Source organism: Gemmatimonadota bacterium (genome assembly GCA_026705765.1).
Taxonomy (GTDB): domain Bacteria; phylum Latescibacterota; class UBA2968; order UBA2968; family UBA2968; genus VXRD01.
The window spans coordinates 1-19,053 of the sequence record JAPPAB010000150.1 but is presented as its reverse complement, the minus strand read 5'-3'; the positions used below and the strand labels follow the sequence as shown (position 1 = coordinate 19,053).

Genomic DNA, 19,053 nt, shown 5'->3' with positions numbered 1-19,053 from the left:
TTTCTCGGAGCTACGGTGACTTTTTTAATTTTACAGAAATTTAAGGACGCTATCCCGAAATCCCAGAGCAGAAATAATAGCCATCAGATTGTCGAGTTTCGGTTTGCTGCGACTCGAAAGCACGCGGTAGAGATGTTCGCGGTTCAGTCCGGCGCGCTTTGCCAATGCACCAATTCCTCCTTGTGCCTGGGCGACATCGCGCAAGGCCAATAACAGCCCATCAGCCTCACTGCTTGCTTCGCACTCATCCAGAGCGACTTCCAGGTAAGCCCGCGCTTCTTCGGGGTCTTTGAGAGCTTTTATCAGTCCATCTTCATAACTGATTGTGTGTTTCAAAACCTGTTTTTTAGTCATGGCTGCGGCTCCTCAAATCCTGCCAATATGCTTTGGCGCGTTTAATTTCGGAAGGTAGCGTACACGCTACAAAAAGTAAACTAAAAACAGCAGGAAAAACAGCATGCATGTTTATATCGTATTCGCTCATCCGAGTAGGCGATCTTTTACGGGTGATGTGCTGGTAGGGTTCTGTCGTGGGTTGGAGGATGGGGGCCACTCATATCAAATAGGTGATTTGTACGAAATGGATTTCAGGACTGATATGAGTCTGGACGAATACAACCGGGAGATGAATGTGTATGGCAATCGTCCGGATTTGCCCGTTCCATCTGATGTGCAAGCCGAACACGCAAAGATTGAGAAGGCTGATGGACTGGTGTTCATTTTTCCAAATTGGTGGAGTGATTGTCCGGCAAAATTGAAGGGGTGGTTTGATCGAGTGTGGATCTGTGGATATACGTATGTGTATGAGAACGAGGAATATGCGATACCTGGACTCGAGATTGATAGGGCGTTGGTCTTGTGTACTGCGGGTCATACCTGCGAACATCTTGAAGGAACCGGCATTTTAGAGAGTATGCGGTGTATTTATCTCAATGATCGCCTTCGTCCTGAAATAGGTGTGGCACAGACAGATATGGTTGTGTTGGGAGGTATGGTAGAAGGTGGAGAGAGTATAAGGCAGGAGAATCTCGCAAAGGCTTATCAGTTAGGAAAGGAGTTTTGCTGAAAGTATTCCATATATATTGTTGTCCACCAGATATTTAGCCCCACAAGTTCAATTGATTTTGTGGGGATTTTTTATTTTTGCTAAACTGTTTTTTTTGAAAAACATTTGATGTGTTTGGCTGAGCGTCGTATTATTGGGAAAATAGAGGAGGTGATCTGTGTCAAATATAGCAGCAATCAAGTCGGAAAATAAAAAGAATTGGGACAAATGGGACAAACAGATTGAGACGGACTCGAAATCGGGGAAATTGAATTTTTTAATTGCTGACGCTATGAAAGAGAAAGAGAAGGGAACGCTCCAGGGGCTTTAATGCATCGGACGAAAAACGAAAAGGCATAAACAATGCGCAGAGCGAAAATTGTGAGTACACTGGGTCCTGCGAGTTCATCGGAGCGCGTGATAGAGCAATTGATCGGGGCGGGGGTGGATGTTTTTCGGCTCAATTTTTCACACGGCACGCGAGATGAACATGCGGAGAATGTTGGGCGCATTCGGCAAATTGCGGATACCATGCAGCGCAGTGTTGCCATTTTGCAGGATTTGCAAGGTCCGAAAATGCGGGTGGGGAGACTCGCAGAGGATCCGGTTGAGTTGAAGGAAGGCAGCAGGCTGACGGTGACGACCCGCGAAGTTCCGGGCGATGCCGAGTGTGTATCGACAACTTATGCGAGATTACCCCGAGACGTGAGGCCCGCGGATCGCATTTTGCTTGATGACGGGCATATTGAGTTGCTGGTACGCGAAGTCTATCGCTCGGATGTCGTGTGTGAGGTTGTGGTGGGTGGGCTATTAAAATCCAATAAGGGTATCAATTTGCCCGGGGTACAGGTCAGTGCGCCTTCTCTGACAACCAAAGATCGAGAGGACCTGGACCTGGGTATCGAATTGGGCGTGGATTATATTGCCCTGTCTTTTGTGCGGGAACCCGACGATGTGCGAGAGGTTCAACATATTATTGAACGGGCAGAGAAAGAGATCCCGGTTATTGCAAAGCTGGAACGCGCCGAAGCTGTCGATCACCTCGAAGATATTCTCGATGTTGCCGATGGCGTAATGGTTGCTCGGGGCGACCTGGGCGTGGAATTATCACCTGAAGATGTGCCGGTGATCCAGAAACGCGTGATTTCGGCGGCCAACCGCGCAGGGGTATTCGTGATTACGGCTACGCAGATGCTGGAGTCAATGACCGATCACCCGCGGCCCACGCGCGCTGAGGCATCAGATGTGGCCAATGCGATTTTCGATGGCACCGATGCGGTCATGCTGTCTGGCGAGACTGCAATTGGCAAATATCCCGTTCAAACTGTGCAAATGATGGCGCGGATTGTTGAAAAGGCAGAAGCGAGTGTGGAACTGGCGCCACCAATATTGAATCTGGATTCGCTCTCTTTTCCCGATGCGATTGGACAAGCCGCCGCCGCGGTATCGACGGCGGTGTCTCCCAAAGCCATTGTCGCATTTACCCAATCGGGATCTACAGCGCGTCTGATTTCAAAGCGCAGACCGCGTACGCCGATTATTGCGTTTACGCCCAGCGCGCGGATATGTCGGCGGTTGTGCTTGTGCTGGGGCGTTGAACCCCGTCAAATTACGCTGATTGACGATACGGATCGCATGGTTGCCGAAGTTGAAGCGCGGTTGCTCTCTGAGGGCAATGTGCGTTTTGGTGATACACTGGTGATTCTGGCTGGTGCGCCCATCACGGCGCGAGCCGAGACCAATTTGCTGAAATTGCATCGGGTTGGAGAAATATAGATCTCATGGGTGAAAAACTGATAGAAAATAAGGTCCTCAAATTGAGGACCTGTTTTATACTGGCCGCTCTAATAGTCGTTGTGCCAGTCCATGGGGAAATCCCATCTGATGACCCCATTGTGAGATGGTTGCACATTTCGGGTAACCGGGCGGTTTGGGGGAGTGAACTAAAGGTGCTGATGGTCACACGTACTTCACCGTGGTACGATTTTCTTCCCTGGGTCCAGGCGCGCCGATTCGATCCTTTGGTACTTGTCTCTGATCTGGAAAAATTGCGATCGTATTACCGCGATCGGGGATATGTGGAGGTCGCAGTGCATTCGACTATTGAGCAGCTTAGCGCAGATGAGATTGGACTGGAGATACATATTGCAGAGGGACCTTTGATGCGGATTTCCAGGACGTCGGTCATTGGCGGTGAAGATCGTGAGAATGCTTTCGGAAAGCTCGGGGGCAAACCACTATCGCGCGACCTCGTAGATAGGAGAGTGTCGCAGGTTGTAAGCAGATTGCGGAATAAGGGCTATGCGTTTGCGCGAGCCGAGGTCGAGACGACGACTGTAGGGCAACAAGTCGAACTCGTTCTAAAACTTGCACCTGGTCCTGTATGCAGCGTGGGCGTTGTGCAAATATCGGGGCATAAGGCCATGGCGGAAAATACCATCTTGCGCGGTCTCACATTTAAGCCGGGCGATCAATTTAGCGAAGAGGCATTGCAAAACAGCCAGTACCTGCTCTATCGTGCGGGCGTGTTTCGGTCTGTGGCTTTGGGATTGGCAGATAGCATAGCGCGCGGCAATCGAGTGGATGTAACTTTGCGCGTGTCCGAACGTCCCTTTCGCACGTTGCGCATAGGCGCGGGGTACGACACGGATGAAGATTTGTGGGGTTCAAGTGCCTGGACGCATCGCAATTTTGGAGGAGATTTCCGGCAGTTCAAGCTGTCTGGGCGCGTTTCTGGAAAGAATAGGGAAGCGGTTATCGGCCTGCGACAGGCGCATTTTAGGGGCAGTCGCAATTGGTTGAATATCGGTGGGTTTGTACAGCGAGAACGACAGGCAGCTTTTATACAGGACGAGTTAGGGGGAAATGTATCTCTTGAGAGAAATCTTACAACGGCAGCTGATTTGATCACTCAGTTCAGCGGTGGTGTGGTTGATTTTTCGGCCGATAGCGCGTTTGTCGAGATGAAGGTCGGTTTGCTTATGGATACGCGCAACGATATTTTTGACCCGCAATCGGGTATGCTTGCACAATTCGCTGTGCGTGAACGCGGGCAATTTTTCAGGGCTGATGGCGAGTTTTTGCAGGCAACGGCAGAGGGGCGGTGGTTTCGCCGCATCCCCTTGCGAAGTGTGCTGGCACTGCGCGTGCAGGGCGGCGTGATTTTTGAACTGGGCAAGGCGGGTAGCGTGCCGAATGTCGAGCGGTTTTTTGCAGGGGGCCTCAATAGCATACGCGGGTGGGGGTTGAATGAATTGGGTCCCAAAGACCATCAGGGCGAGCCAACGGGCGGTTTGAGCCGTGTGGAGATGAGTATGGAAATTAGAACGCAGATATTTTTTTTATTGGGTACAGCTATTTTTGTGGATGTGGGCAATGTCGATGCGAAATCGGGGGCGTTTAATCCCGGGGCGCTTAAGTATGCTGTGGGCGCGGGACTTCGATATTTAAGTCCGGTTGGTCCCGTGAGATTTGATGTGGGATACCGTCTGTCAGAAGACATGACGGCAGGGAACCGCGTGCAGTATCATGTGAGTTTGGGACAGGCATTTTGAATCCGCAGATGGACTCAGATGAGAGACAAAGAGAGAAGCTAACGAGTGGGGAGCCATGTACCCGCTCTGAAAGTATAGAATAGAGACGATTTGAAATGAGCAGGCGAGCGAAATCAATAATCTGGATCCTGGCCAGCGTGGGCATTGTGCTGGCCGTGGGAGCAATGCTGGTCGCGGGTGGCTATGCCAATGGTATTTTGCGCGGGTTGGCGCAACGCGCCCTGTCCTGGGAAGAGGATGAGGTCTGTTTAATTGGTGAGATTCAGGGGAATCCGCTGGGGAATTGTCGCATCGTGGATGTGCAGTTCGGAGATTGGGTGCGTGTGGATACGCTCGATGTGGCATACAATTTTTTGGGTCTGCTAATTGGGAAAGTTGTAGTTCATCAACTGAGGTTGTCGGGGATTGAGGTGAGTATTGATGCTTCTGACGAAGAGACCGAGGCGCCGGGGTGGGATGTTCCGCCACCTCTGGATTTAGATATCGAGTCACTGGAGATTGCGGATGCCAATGTCGTAGTTGATGGTACACAGGTGCGCGATATCTCGCTAAAGGGTGCTATTTTTGCGGGAGAATCTGAGTATCGTTTGATCCTGGAGCGTTTTCGTTCGGTGCAGTTCGATCCGCCGCTGGAAGTGACCAATCTATCTGGTATTGCTATTTTACAGAGTGATCACTTGCAACTGAACGATGTGGCGTTGCACACTCATGGCTCTCGTATTTTATTGAGCGGATCGGTGCGACAACTGGATGATCCCGAGGTGGATCTCGTTGTGGAAGCCGATTCTCTATGGCTGGGAGATCTCAGGCTTCTGGTCGATCTTCCAGAACGCGATATGCAGATGCGCGGAAACGTGAAAGGTAGTCTGCAATCTCTTGTTACAGAATTGGTTGTAAAAGATGAAGAAGTTTCAATTGCGTTTAATGGTGTCATGGGAATTGCGCCGTTCACAGTGCGTGGAGAGGTAATTTTTGAGATCGATACGGATGACCTTATTTCGTTGGGATACACGGGATTTGACGCTGATTTACCCCGTATCAGTACAAGTCTGGATGGGATGATTACTTTCGCGGTGGATTCCTCTGGTGTAGAAAATGCCGTTGCTGGGGGTATTTTTCGACGCGTGCAGTTTGGGGATGCGCGATTCGATTCCGTGCGTTTTGCCATCAATTTGGCGAATGACTTGGTGCGAACACAGGTCACTGCTAATGGGCCAAGTGGCAATATAGTGGGCAATGGGGAAGCGCGGTTGACCACCTGGGATGGCAAATGGGAAATGCGATTCCGCGATCTATATGCTGAACATTTACCCGGTGTATCCCAAAAAGTCGGGCGCGTGACGGGGCGTATTGATGGTGCGCGATATATTGATCAACGGCTTTTTATCGATCATTTTGAGACATATTTTCAAAATTGGGGGACGCGCGCCAACGGAAATGGACGGTTGCATTTTGAAGGAGAAAAGCCAGCTATTGCGGGGAATATCCAGGCAGAGGTCGCATTGTCCAGTTTGACGGGCACAAGTAGATGGGGTACATCGCTGACGCTTGCAGGAAATGTGGATGGCATCGCTGGTGGAGACTTGACGGTTGAATTGACAGGAAATATCGTGGACAATGCCGCGGCAGATAGTTTGTGCATTTCTGCATTGGTCAATGCTGAGGGGAGGTCTGATATTCGCGCTAATCTGTCGGGCACGGGTGGGGTGTTTTCCACTCAGGGGTATATTGATCGGCATTTGGAAGGTCAATGGATGATGGATGTACGGGATTTAGAGGCGATAGGCGAGGTAATCGATATAGATTTATCGGGGACGTTGGCTCTATCGGGCACATGGTCGGGAACGCTGGATGCGCCCGGTTTTTCTGCGCGAGGTAACGCAGATAGTCTTGTTGTGGCGGATATTCCACTACAAAATCTTACGATAGAGACGCAGTGGGCGCGGCCCGATTCGGGAGTTGTTAACCTGCAAGTGGGTCGTCTGACCTGGGGTGGACGCTCATTGCAGGAGGTATTTTTTGAGGCGGTGTACGCACATGGCGAAACATCATTTTTGTTGGACAGTGGTGCGCAAGTAGATGATCGGGTCCTTTTTCAGGGGCGCGCAGGGCAAAAGGAAGAGCATTTGCAGGTGGCGATGGATTCGCTGTACGTTAAGGTCGATCAGGTGGTTTTGCATAATGAGGGACCTGTTCAGTTTGCGTATTCGCCAGCTCACGGCATTCATATCGGACATTTTGTGCTATCGGGGCCAGCGGGGCGTTTGGTCGCGCAGGATCAACAGGACTTTCAGGCGACGGTAGAAGTGTTGTTAAAAGATCTGGACTTGCGCCTCTGGGCCTTTCTGGCGGGTGCTTCAGGGATGGGGGGTATCCTCAATGGCGAAGTGCTTTTTGCTGGCACATTGAGCGATCCTCTTATTTTTTTTCAATTCGCTCTTGCAAAAGGCGAAATATCGGGTGTGGGATTCGATAGTGCCGCAGGGGAGGTGTCTCTGGGCAATGACAGGATACACTTTGAGGTGAAAGTCGTACCCGATGGAGATGAGGTGCTGGCACTGTTTGGTAGCCTTCCTGTTACAGGTACAGGTGATATGCACTTGCGCGCCTGGTCTGAGGGGGTCGCGATCAGAACACATTCGAACGCAAAGGGGGTCAAACGATCCGAGAGATTGACATTAGGCACAGTTCCAAATGCGTATTTCGATGTGTCTGAGGGACTTACAGGGATGGTCTTATTCGATCTCGAGGCGCGTGGTCGTTTTGAGCAACCGGATATTCGGGGGGTAGTTGAAATCCGAGATGGGGTGTTTGACATGCCCGGGCTGAATCGATCTTTCGCGTCTGTTTCTGGTCGTGCTGTGGTTGGAGATGGAAAGATTCGAATTGACAGCCTTGCGATGGGAACTTCGGCGAATCTTGCCGGCGACATAATGCTTGAGGGTTTTTTGCCGGGCAGATGGGATTTGTCTGCGCAATTTCGCGATTTTGAACCGGTTGCCCTGCCCGAACTACAACTCGTGACAGATGGTCAATTGCAGATCACGGGAACGCTGCAGGGCATCAAAGTTGAGGGTAAAATGGCGATGAAACAGGCGGAGATTCGCCTGGCAGAATTGCTCGGAGTACCGAGCCTGGCGACGAAACAGGCAGAGATTCGCTTGACGGAATTGTTCGAGGAACCGAGCCCGGAAATGCCGACATTTCTGAGGGATCCAGAAATAAACCTGCAAGTGTCTGCTGACAGACAGGTGTGGTTGCGAGATCCGGCCTTTGAGGTTGAAATTGAGGGCGATTTGGATGTGATAAAAAATCGCGAAGATTCGCGTATTTACGGTATGATATCGAGTCGTCGGGGCAATTACATCTGGCAAAACAACCGCTTGCGTATTACGCGAGGCGAAATTCAATTTCAGGGCAGGCCAGATTGGAATCCCGATCTGGATATTCGCGCCGAGACGAGTGTGCGTGCTGTGAGTATAGAGGGCGAGAGGCCAAAGCCTGTTGATATTATTGTCACAGTGGGGGGAACATTGACGTATCCCCAGATTTCGTTTGACAGCAGCGATCCGTCATTGGAGGGGGATATGGGGAATATTGCATCTCTGCTGTTGACAGGCAGACCCGCTGATCAATTTCAGTTTTCCGGCGGACACACGCTGGATCTGTTTGCGGGGTTTGTTGCAAATCGCCTGGGGCAACACATTGGGCAAAAATTGCATCTGGATCTGGTGGAGATCGATGTTGGTGAGGGCAATATCTCCAGGATTAGATTGGGCAAGTATATTGGAGACAGGTTGTTTATGAGTTATGCAAAGGATATTTCGAGCACGGCTTATGAAGCGGCGATGGAGTTTGAGATCTTCCCAGAAGTGATAGTGGAGGCGAGTCAGATAGAAGAGGTGAATGTAGATACGAATAATCGACGTAGGCGAGGATCGGTAGGGTTGTTCTGGGAGAAAGAGTGGTGATGAAAAAACGAAATAACAACGGTTGACAATATTATCCTGTAAGGTTAATTTTTTAGATGATCAGGATATTTAAGGATAAAGAGGCTGAAAAAATATTTAAGGGTCGTTTTTCCAAAAAATTGCCACAGAATATTCAGCACATTGCTGAACGCAAATTGATTTTACTTCACCAATCGACAAATTTAAACGATTTGCGTGTACCACCATCTAATCGTTTAGAGGCTTTGAAAGGCAATCGAAGGGGACAGCACAGTATTCGCATAAATGATCAGTGGCGAATTTGTTTTGAATGGAATGAGGATGGTGTTTATGCTGTTGAAATCGTCGATTATCATTGAGGTGCTATTATGAGAGATAGGCCCCCAATTCATCCGGGTGAGATTTTACAAGAAGAATTTTTAAAGCCGATGGAAATCAGTTGTGATCGTCTTGCTCGTGATATTTGCGTTCCCGCAATGAGAATCAACCAAATTGTTTGTGGAGAGAAGGGTATTAGTGCAGATATAGCACTCCGACTTGCTCGTTATTTTGGTATGTCGGTTGAATTTTGGACAGGTATTCAAACACATTATGAAATAGAGATAGCCAAAATGGCACTGGCTGATCGAATAGAAAAAGAGGTCAAGATTTTTGCACTGGTATAGTTGTGTAATGCGCTACAGTATTGACAGCAAAAAATAAAAAGCTGCCGTCCACAAATCTCGGATGGCAGTTTTTTTATGCAGTAATTTTCAATAGTTCAGCCACTTCTTCTGATGTGCGGTATTTGCCATCAAAGAGTTGGATAAGATAGAGTTGATAGGTCAGATAGCGACTCAGAATGACAGTATGGTCTTCACCTGAGAGGTGACGTTGCCAGAGTTTGGAGGTATGAGATGTGTTGTAGAGTATATGGTCGCACAAATTTTTGCCCGGCGATTGGCGCAACCAATTCGCGTAATCGGCAAAGGTCTGGGGGGGACGATTGCGCAATCCTGTGAGTCTCCGCAGAATTTTGACGGTCCAGGAAGAATGAGATATGGGAAATCCCGTGGACTCATAGGGAATATTTTTAAAATATTTGGGAAAGGTCTGGAGAAGCATTTGCCGGTAGAGACGATTGTTGGCTTTTTGTTGCAGGGGAATGGAATAGAGAAATTCCTGCACCTGATTGTCGAGGAATGGCAAGCGGTATTCGAGGCCGTGCAAAAGCCCCAGACGGGGACCTTGAATGGTGAATCCGCGCATGCGCCAGTCTATGTAAAAAGCGTGTGCCGATCCCGCCTTGTTAAATGCGGTTTTGAGGTGTTGGGCCGTGTTGCGATCTGCCTGAATGTGTAGCTTGTTTTTCAGGTACGCAGAGAGTCCATTTGAATGAAAGAGATGGCCAGCCCCTGCCAATCCATCGCCACCTGCGCCGTTGAGGCAGATATCACAGGCTTCTTTCTGTTGTCTGAGATGTTCGGCACCGTGCATATGGAGCAGGTCGAGCGCGCCATCGGCATACCACACGCCGGAGATTCTCGGTAAGAGCCAATTTTGACTGTGGATGGGGAGAACCGCGTGTGGCGCGTTTTTTACGGATGCGGCCTGGGCAGCAATGCGAACATCTGCGCTGTCGGGGTGACCGAATGTGAAAGTTTTGGGCGTATGAGACATGGCGGCGAGGATCGCACGCGAATCGAGGCCACCGCTGAGGCCGAGACCCGTTCGTCCTGTGGTTCTGTGTTCTACGGCAGCGCGAAAGCGTGTGCCCAATTCCTGTGCCAATTCGCGTTGGTCGTGATGTCCTGCAAGGGGAGTAATTTCCTCCCAGGACCAGTAGCGCTGCTGTGTGAGGCTACCATCTGAGATGCGAAATGTCATTTGCGTTGCAGGAGGCACGGGCGCGACGCCTTCGAGCCAGGTGTGATCAGAAGGCAATTGTCCGGTAGAGAAAAACAGGTCGCGGGAAATGGGATCAATCACAGGTGAAAATTCGGGAAGCACGAGGAAGGCTTTGGTCTGAGAAGCCCATGCAATGCGATTGCCCAGACGCGTCCAGTAGAGCGGGCGCAGGCCATAGCGGTCGGTAATAATGTGCAGTTCATTTTTGTGCGTATCGCAAATCACACCGGAAAAAATGCCGTCGATGCGGTTCAATTGTTCGCGTTCACTCGTGATAGATTGAATCAAGAATTCGGGGTCAGAGGTAGCAGAGCGGGTCAGCGTGGTGCGATTAAAAAATTCGCCATCAACCCAGGCAATATGTCCCGTTTGTGTCTGGCAAACTGGGGATGTGGTACGCCAATCTGGCGCAAATGCAACGCCCGCAATATGCGGTGCAAAGACAATACGGTGCGCTTTTTGGTGTACGACGAGACTGTCTGCCATGCGCGCGAGCGAGTGGGTGAGTTCACGGGGGGTAAGAGGCGATTGGGATATGAATCCTGCGAGCATAAAAAAATGCCTGTCTGAATACCACTTCATTCGGGATTAGATACAATTAATATAAGAAAATCTTTATAATTTCACTTTTCATTTTTCGCTTTTATAGGTACAATAAGACAGTCCTAAATATTATCGCATTTAACTACAGAGGTCGGAATGGCAGAGAAGAATTACAAGGTTCGCGCAGCGCATTGCAATTGGCGGGCGTCAGAGGAAGAAATATACCAGACATTGCGCCGCATTACAGATCCATTGCACCGGTCGTGGAAAAAGCTGGAGAAAGCCGACCGGATTGTGATCAAGTTCAATATGATGAAGCTACACAACCGCATTATTTACTACATGGGACGGCGACGCGAGTTGGTCGATGATATGGTCGCCCGCGCTGTTTTGCGTTTGTTGCGAGAACGAACCCGTGCGGAAATTATTGCGACGGATACCAATCCCTATACGCGCGAACATCTTATGGGTGAGGATTTTAATTACGCACATATTTTGAAAGAATACGATGTGGGATTTGTCGATTCAAACGCGCCGCCGTTCAAACAGTATGATGTGCCGGGGGGTGGATGTATGTTTGATCGCTATACACTCAGCGCGTGCTTTGAAGGGGCCGAGGTGGTTTCTGTGGCAAAGATGAAAAATCATCTGTTTATGGGGATTACGCTTTGCATGAAAAACCTCTTTGGCTTGCCTCCTATCACGCTGCCACACGGCCGCGTGAGATCCTATTATCACCACTTTATCCGCCTGTCTTATGTGTTGCCCGATTTGGGATTGATCACCCAACCCTGTCTGAATATTGTGGATGCACTAACCGGGCAATGGGGTAGAGAATGGGGTGGGCAGGGGCGTATTTGCAATGCGCTATTAGCCGGTGACCATGTAACCGCTACCGATGCTTGTGGTGCCCATTTGATGGGTCACGATCCCGCATCTGATTGGCCCAACCCGCCGTTTCGACGCGACCGCAACCATTTGTTGATCGCCGATAGACGTGGTTTTGGTACGGTTAATCTGAGAGAGATTGATTTTGAGAGCGAGGTATCTGCGCCCCTATCTGAGTTTGATTCAGAGCGCACAGATAGCGAAGAAATTGTGGAAAGCTGGCGTCGCACCACCTGTGAGCAGGCACTGCTTTACCAAGACCGTCAGCGGGATATCGTTGACCGGTATCGGAATGAATTTATCTTTTTACAAGATGGCGATGTGGTCTGGCACGGTGCGGATCCCGCCAATTTGGGCAGCCGCAGGCAGTTGAGCGGAAAAAAGAAGGATCAGGGGATGTGGCTTAAGTTGGTCGATCCCGAAGAAGCCGAAGGCGAACGCTTTGAGACTTATGAGGCGTGTTTGAGAATGACGGGGTAAATCTGCTGAGACAGTGCAAGAGATATGGATATTTTGCAAACTGATACAGCCCACGTCTGGGCAGTGGATTTAGAGCGCGAGACATTTGATGGTCACATATTGGCCGAGACGCTATCGGCAGATGAGTGGATGCGCGCTGACAGGTTTCTCTTTGAAAAACATCGGGCGCATTTTGTTGCCGCACGTGGGTGTCTGCGTGCAATTCTCGCCAAATACATGCAGTGCAAGCCAGATGAACTGGCTTTTTTTTATGGCGAACACGGCAAACCGACTCTGGCGTCCCCATGGGATAAATCCCAATTGCGATTCAATCTCAGCCATTCGGCTGGCCTGGCTCTTATCGCAGTTTCTCTGCGCTATGACATTGGGGTTGATGTTGAGCATATCAGTCGCAAGGTCGGCCAGATGCAAGACATTGCGAAACGTTTTTTTGCCCCTGGTGAATACGAGCGGTTGTGTGCATTGCCGCGAGAAGAACAGCGTCGGGCTTTTTTTTGTTGCTGGACGCGCAAAGAGGCATATCTAAAAGCTGTGGGCACCGGTCTTGTTCAGCCATTAAAAAATTTTGAAGTCAGTTTGGGACGCAAGGCACAATTGTTGTGGATAAAAAAAGGCAATGTAGGGGATTGGACACTGCGACACCTCGAACCCGCGCAGGGTTATGTCGGATCTGTGGCGATTGCGGGAAAAGATGTTGAGGTGAAGACAATGAAACACTTGTTGCGCGATCTTTGTCTGAATAAGGGTGTGGATTAAAACGCGGGGATGACCGCCCGATGCAGGAGCAAGATGATGGATCGTTTACTGGACAATGAGCAAAACGGCAGTTTGAATTGGTTGAGACACGCTTTGCCCGAAGGCGAAGATGAGCTTATCCGGGTGCAGACCGATCTGGATGAAAAAGGCGACTTCGGGGATCAGTGGGTGGTGGTAACGCGCAATCGCGTGCTGGTGCGGCAAAATGGCTCGATTGCAGATATTCCTATTTCGGAAATAGAACTGGCGCGGACCGAAGCTCTGGTGGGCGGTGCGCGTCTGGAAATTCATCGAAAAAATAAGCCGACCGTTCACGTTCCGTATTCCATGACGCAGGCGCAAAAATTTTCAGAGACCACACGGGGGATTGAGCAACTGCGCAAGGGGCAAGAATTTTTTATCAATGCGAATTTGGATCGCACAATCTGCGAATCGTGCGGTAGGCTATTGCCCGAAAAAAATGGGATATGCCCGGCCTGTCTAAACAAATTTGCAACGTTGGGACGCATTGCATCGTATTTGAAGCCCTACAAAATACGCGCGATTGTGCTGGCCCTGGCATCTATTGTGGGAACGGTTGCCGAATTGATTCCGCCTTATGTGACCAAGCTCATTGTCGATGATGTGCTGGTGCTACCCGAGGGCGTAGAGGCGCTGTACGACGAGCGGCTCAGTTTGCTCGGCTGGCTCGTGCTGGCTCTGGTGGGTATCCGGCTGATAACCTGGGGAGCAGAATGGGCGCACGGCTGGACAGTTACGTGGCTTTCCGCACGGGTGACCGCAGATATCCGCAGCCAGCTTTACAGGCGTTTGGAATTGCTATCCCTGCAATTTTACGACAAGCGGCAAGTTGGCGCAGTGATGTCTCGCGTGACGACGGATAGCAGTCGTTTACAGATGTTTTTGGTCGATGGATTACCCTATCTGGTGATCGAGGCGATGATGTTGCTGGGGATACTCGCCGCGCTGTTTATGATGAGTTGGTCACTGGCTATTCTGGTGCTGATTCCAGTTCCGTTAATCATGATCTGGGGATATGCGTTTTATCGGCGGATGCGGAAATATTTTACCCGCTGGATGCAGTCTTGGTCTGAAACTATGGCGCGGGTCAATGAAGCGCTCACGGGCATTCGCGTGGTGAAGGCATTTGCACAGGAAAAGCAGGAAATTCGGGTTTTCAAAAAGCGCAATGACAAATTGACGCGCATCGGCATTACTACAGAAGTCAACCGGGGCATTTTTTACAAAACGATGACCCTGTTGACCGCGGCTGGCGTGATTATTGTGTGGTATTACGGAGGGCTGGAGGTGATCGATGGGGAGTTGACGCTCGGCACTTTGATGGCTTTTTACAGTTATATGATGTTGCTCTACGGTCCACTGGAATGGTTTGGGATGGTCAATTCGTGGATGACGCGCGCAATGGCCGGTGCAGAGCGCATTTTTGAGATTATCGACACCCCCTCCGAGGCGTATCAAGACCCCAATGCTGTGCCGGTGCCCAATATCGAAGGACGCGTGAAGTTCGATGACGTTACATTTGGATACGACAAGAGCAAGCCCGTGCTGCACGAAATCAATCTCGATGTCAAACCGGGGGAGATGATCGGGCTGGTGGGAAAATCCGGTGTGGGCAAGACGACAACGGTCAATCTGATTTGTCGGTTCTACGATGTTGACCGCGGCAGTATTGAGGTGGATGGGGTGAATTTGCGCGATATTCGGCTGGAGGATTTGCGGTCTCAAATTGGCATTGTGTTGCAAGAGCCATTTCTGTTTTCGGGCAGTATCGCAGAAAATATTGGCTATGGCAAGCCGGGTGCGACATTCGATGAGATTGTGGAAGCGGCCAGGGCTGCCCATGCACACGACTTTATCGTGACAAAGCCCGATGGCTATGATACGCTTATCGGCGAGCGAGGCGCATCTCTTTCGGGGGGTGAGCGACAGCGCGTGTCCATTGCACGGGCCATTTTACACGATCCCAGGATTTTGATCTTAGACGAAGCCACGTCGTCTGTTGATGTGCAAACTGAAAAACGCATTCAAGATGCGGTTGCGCGGTTGGTCAAAGGGCGAACCACTTTTGCGATTGCCCACCGCTTATCCACCCTTCGCAATGCCGACCGGTTGCTGGTGATGGATGCCGGGCGCATTGTGGAAATGGGAACGCACCGCGAGTTGCTCGAAAAGAAAGGCATGTTTTACAAATTGGTGCAGATGCAAGAAGAGATTTCACAGATTATTGCGATTAAGGAATAGCTTCATATGAATTATGTACCTGGAAAACCATTGGTCGAAAGACTTCCGCCATCCGTGGCAAAGAAGCTGAGTGCGGCAACCAATGGCGAGACTGTGCTGATGCAGGTAGCGACGGATCTGGACGAGTCCCTGAATTACAACTCGCAGTGGGTGGTGGTGACCGATCAACAGGTGCTGGTGATTCCCGAATCGGGTGTGGATGGCGCGCAGTCGATGGCGATTGGCGATGTGGAAGATGTGAAAGTGGAAGAGCGCGTGGGGTTGGGCACCCTGGCGTTAACGCACAAATCGGGACCCGGGATTCATGTGCCCTATTCGCCATCTCTTACCGCTGTGTTTGCCGAAGTGGCCGATGGGATTCGGCAGTTGATGGACAGTGAGCCGCTAACGCTGCCCACAGAGTTAGAGCAGACGCAATGCGAGCATTGTGGCAGGCGATTGCCCGAAAAAAATGGGGTATGTGCTGCGTGTTTAAAAAAGTGGCAAACTTTTAGGCGTATCGTGGGTTATATGGCGGCTTATCCCGTGCGCCTGGTGACAACCATAGTGCTCACTTTTGTCAGCGCTTTATTGACGCTGTTACCGCCCAAAATTACGGAATATGTGATTGATGGTGTTTTGACGGCGGGTTGGGATGCAGTTGCAATTCCGTTAATTGAGTCAACGGATCGCCTTAATCGATTGGGACTGTTGATCTTAGGTCTTATTATTATCCGGCTGCTAATCTGGGTTGTCGATGTGGTGATGGCTGTACTGAGTCGGTCACTGGGTTTGCGCGCTATCGGCGATTTGCGGGAAGATCTCTATCGCGCATTTCAGATGGTGCCCATTCGCTTTTACGATCGGCGAAAAGTAGGTGCCCTGACGTCCCGTATGAATAATGATACGGACCGCATGGAAGTGATCATGACGTATGATTTTTATTTTGTGTTTTCAAACAGTTTGTTATTTGTCGGTATTCTGGGCTTTCTGGCGTGGATGAACTGGCAACTCACGCTGTTTGTGATAGCACCTATTCCGCTGATTGTGTTCGCCGGTACGCGGATATGGTACCGCATTATGACATTCTGGACGCAGTGGTCGGGAAAGTGGGGCAGGCTATCGGCGCAGTTAAATGAGTCGATTCACGGTATTCGCGTTGTGAAGGCATTTGCACAGGAGGCGAAGGAGAGCGAGCGTTTTGACCAGTACAATGAAGACCTTCGCGATGTGGATACCCGGGGCGAGCGGGCCTGGTTTGTTTTTTGGACCGTGACAAATCTGTTTATGAACGTGGGAGTATTTTTTGTGTGGTATTTTGGAGGACGACAGATTCTGGGCGGTGAATTGACACTGGGTACGTTAATCGCATTTATGAGTTATCTCTGGATGCTGTACCAGCCGCTGCGCTGGTTTGGCGATTTTTACAGTTATATTTTGCGGGCATTTGCCGGTGCACAGCGCGTGTTCGAGGTGATCGATTCCGAACCCGAACCATACCAGAAACCCGATGCCGTGCGGTTGCCAAAAATCGAGGGCAGTTTGAAGTTCGAGTCCGTGTTTTTTGGTTATGACCCCGGCAAGCCCGTGCTCAAGGGAGTTGATCTGGAAGTAAATGCGGGGGAGATGATTGGACTTGTGGGCAAATCGGGTGCTGGCAAGTCAACGCTGATCAATCTGGTGTGCCGGTTCTACGATCCCGACCGCGGGCGACTGCTGGTGGATGGCGTGCCGATGACCGATGTGAATTTGCGCGATTTGCGGTCCCAAATTGGGATGGTGCATCAGCAGCCCTTTTTGTTTGACGGCACGATAGCCGAAAATATCGCCTATGGCAAACCAGATGCGACTTTTGACGAGGTGATGCGCGCCGCAATCGCAGCCGAAGCGCACGAGTTCATTGTCAAAAAACCCGATGGTTATGACATGCGAGTAGGAGAAAGTGGCGGGCGTCTCTCAGGCGGCGAAAAACAGCGGGTATCTATCGCGCGAGCAATATTGCACAATCCGCGGATTCTCATCCTCGATGAAGCTACGTCTTCGCTGGATACGCCGACCGAGAAGAAGATCCAGGTGGCGATTGCCCGCCTGGTTGAAGGGCGCACGACATTCGCCATTGCACACCGTTTGTCAACCCTTCGCAGCGCGGATCGGCTCGTGGTTATGGATGAGGGCAATATCGCCGAAGTTGGTACGCATCAGGAGTTGATGGATAGAGAAGGCATTTTTTATCGCCTGGTCAAGACGCAGCAAGAGACGACACTGGATATGTTTATGACTGCGGTGGGAATAGAGTTGGAATAGGGTAATTCTGATCGGAGATTTCGATGGCTACGGATATGCTGGAGATGGAAGCGGAAGAGATTGTAGAAAATACAGAGGAATGGAAGCCGGTACCGATTGAGATGGTGCATCCTGAATCGGTTGATCCGCGTAAGATCCGCTTGTTTAAGGAACCGCAGTGGATTTTGCGGATGACGATTGAAGGGGATCGGTCCTATACCCGCGTGAAAGTGGTGCGGGCAGCGCCTTTGACGGAACCAGATCGCTATTTTTGCATTCTGGATATCAAGGACGAAGCGATCTGCATGATCAAGGATCTGGCTGATTTGCCTGAAGAGAGCCGCGCTCTGGTGTATGAAGAACTGGACAATCGGTATTTGACGGCTGAGATACAGAAGATCGTGGCATTGCAAAATGAATACGGGGTGACGTACTGGACTGTTGATACCGATAGGGGCAGGCGCGATTTTGTCGCCAAGTCCGTCGCCGAAGACGCGCAGTGGCTGGGAGATACGCGGCTGATGATTTTTGATGTGGATAACAATCGCTTTGAGGTGCCCGATATACGGGCACTGGACCGCCGCAGCCAGGGGCTGTTGGAATCGGTTGTGTGATGTGAGGGCCTCTATTTGCGTCATTATCCAAAAGGGCATTTGAAAAAATGCCCTTTTTTTCTTGTATGGTCAGTCTTGAATCACTAACTTGTCGAAACACAGTGAGATATTTGCGCGTCTTATTGCAATCGAATATCAACAAGTCATTTTAATCCGGTTAGCAGGAGGATTTTATGCGCAGGAGAATAGGTCGAATTTTGGCGTGGATTGGTGGGATTACAGTGGGACTGGTGGTTCTGGTCATCTTGTCAGTTGTATTGCTATCTGGCGAAGATCCCGTACCCGATCAGGTGATTTTGGAGATCAACCTGGAGCAGGGGGTTGCGGAGTATGTGCCAGAAGATCCGTTTGCAAAGTTGATTACAGATGAGGTGCGTTCGCTGCGCGATGTGGTAGGTGCTTTAGACGCGGCGGCTTCGGATGACCGCGTTGTGGGATTGCTGGCCCGTGGGGGCGGCGCACCGATGGGATTTGCACAGGCACAAGAAATAAGAGATGCGGTTCTGGCGTTTGGAAAAAGCGGAAAATCCACCGCGATTTTTGCCGAGACATTTGGCGAATTTGGGGCGGGTAATGTCGGATATTATCTGGCAACGGCATTTGAGCATATCTATCTCCAGCCCTCGGGCGATGTGGGTTTGATGGGACTGGCAATGGAGCATCCCTTTGTCAAGGGGACACTGGATTCGCTCGGGATTGGCGTCCAGATGGATCATCGGTATGAGTATAAAAATGCGATGAATCTATTTACCGAAACTGAATTTACAGACGCACATCGCGAGGCGAGTGAGGTACTTTTGAAGTCGATGGTC

15 protein-coding genes are annotated in these 19,053 nt (G+C 50.4%); 13 read left to right on the top strand and 2 right to left on the bottom strand.

The genetic code is table 11. From position 1 onward, the window contains the following. Positions 1 to 30: 30 nt before the first annotated feature. Positions 31 to 354, bottom strand: coding sequence for a putative addiction module antidote protein (locus tag OXH16_19410; GenBank protein MCY3683572.1), 324 nt, complete (start codon positions 352 to 354; stop codon positions 31 to 33). Positions 355 to 457: 103 nt separating this feature from the next. Here OXH16_19410 and OXH16_19405 point away from each other — a divergent pair, with 103 nt between their 5' ends. From OXH16_19405 to OXH16_19375, 7 genes are all read left to right on the top strand, one after another. Beyond that, positions 458 to 1,066, top strand: coding sequence for an NAD(P)H-dependent oxidoreductase (locus tag OXH16_19405; protein ID MCY3683571.1), 609 nt, complete (start codon positions 458 to 460; stop codon positions 1,064 to 1,066). 157 nt (positions 1,067 to 1,223) lie between these two features. After that, a complete protein-coding gene (locus tag OXH16_19400; GenBank protein MCY3683570.1) occupies positions 1,224 to 1,376 on the top strand; it encodes a hypothetical protein in 153 nt (50 codons plus the stop codon). A 32-nt stretch (positions 1,377 to 1,408) separates the two neighbouring features. Beyond that, the gene (pyk, locus tag OXH16_19395; GenBank protein MCY3683569.1) at positions 1,409 to 2,821 is read left to right on the top strand and encodes a pyruvate kinase; all 1,413 of its coding nucleotides are present in this window, start codon (positions 1,409 to 1,411) and stop codon (positions 2,819 to 2,821) included. A 5-nt stretch (positions 2,822 to 2,826) separates the two neighbouring features. Further along, on the top strand, positions 2,827 to 4,599 hold the full coding sequence (locus OXH16_19390) for a BamA/TamA family outer membrane protein (GenBank protein MCY3683568.1): 1,773 nt from the start codon (positions 2,827 to 2,829) through the stop codon (positions 4,597 to 4,599). 95 nt (positions 4,600 to 4,694) lie between these two features. Beyond that, entirely contained in the window at positions 4,695 to 8,570 is a 3,876-nt protein-coding gene (locus OXH16_19385; GenBank protein ID MCY3683567.1) for a translocation/assembly module TamB, read from the top strand. 56 nt (positions 8,571 to 8,626) lie between these two features. Then, positions 8,627 to 8,908, top strand: coding sequence for a type II toxin-antitoxin system RelE/ParE family toxin (locus OXH16_19380; GenBank protein ID MCY3683566.1), 282 nt, complete (start codon positions 8,627 to 8,629; stop codon positions 8,906 to 8,908). A gap of 9 nt (positions 8,909 to 8,917) precedes the next feature. Then, on the top strand, positions 8,918 to 9,214 hold the full coding sequence (locus OXH16_19375; GenBank protein ID MCY3683565.1) for a HigA family addiction module antitoxin: 297 nt from the start codon (positions 8,918 to 8,920) through the stop codon (positions 9,212 to 9,214). Positions 9,215 to 9,287: 73 nt separating this feature from the next. Here the strand turns inward: OXH16_19375 and OXH16_19370 are convergent, their stop codons facing one another. Next, the gene (locus OXH16_19370) at positions 9,288 to 10,988 is read right to left on the bottom strand and encodes an asparagine synthase-related protein (protein MCY3683564.1); all 1,701 of its coding nucleotides are present in this window, start codon (positions 10,986 to 10,988) and stop codon (positions 9,288 to 9,290) included. A 147-nt stretch (positions 10,989 to 11,135) separates the two neighbouring features. Between OXH16_19370 and OXH16_19365 the strand changes: the two genes are divergently transcribed. From OXH16_19365 to OXH16_19340, 6 genes are all read left to right on the top strand, one after another. After that, positions 11,136 to 12,347, top strand: a complete 1,212-nt coding sequence (locus tag OXH16_19365; protein MCY3683563.1) for a DUF362 domain-containing protein — start codon at positions 11,136 to 11,138, stop codon at positions 12,345 to 12,347. A gap of 24 nt (positions 12,348 to 12,371) precedes the next feature. After that, positions 12,372 to 13,103 carry a 4'-phosphopantetheinyl transferase superfamily protein gene (locus OXH16_19360; GenBank protein ID MCY3683562.1) on the top strand — a complete coding sequence of 244 codons (732 nt, stop codon included), beginning with the start codon at positions 12,372 to 12,374 and terminating at the stop codon, positions 13,101 to 13,103. Between the two features lie 33 nt (positions 13,104 to 13,136). Then, positions 13,137 to 15,365 carry an ABC transporter ATP-binding protein gene (locus OXH16_19355; protein MCY3683561.1) on the top strand — a complete coding sequence of 743 codons (2,229 nt, stop codon included), beginning with the start codon at positions 13,137 to 13,139 and terminating at the stop codon, positions 15,363 to 15,365. Positions 15,366 to 15,371: 6 nt separating this feature from the next. Beyond that, a complete protein-coding gene (locus OXH16_19350; GenBank protein MCY3683560.1) occupies positions 15,372 to 17,648 on the top strand; it encodes an ABC transporter ATP-binding protein in 2,277 nt (758 codons plus the stop codon). A 23-nt stretch (positions 17,649 to 17,671) separates the two neighbouring features. Then, positions 17,672 to 18,241, top strand: coding sequence for a DUF1854 domain-containing protein (locus OXH16_19345; GenBank protein MCY3683559.1), 570 nt, complete (start codon positions 17,672 to 17,674; stop codon positions 18,239 to 18,241). 173 nt (positions 18,242 to 18,414) lie between these two features. Further along, a partial coding sequence (locus OXH16_19340; GenBank protein MCY3683558.1) for a S49 family peptidase occupies positions 18,415 to 19,053 on the top strand: 639 nt, incomplete at its 3' end.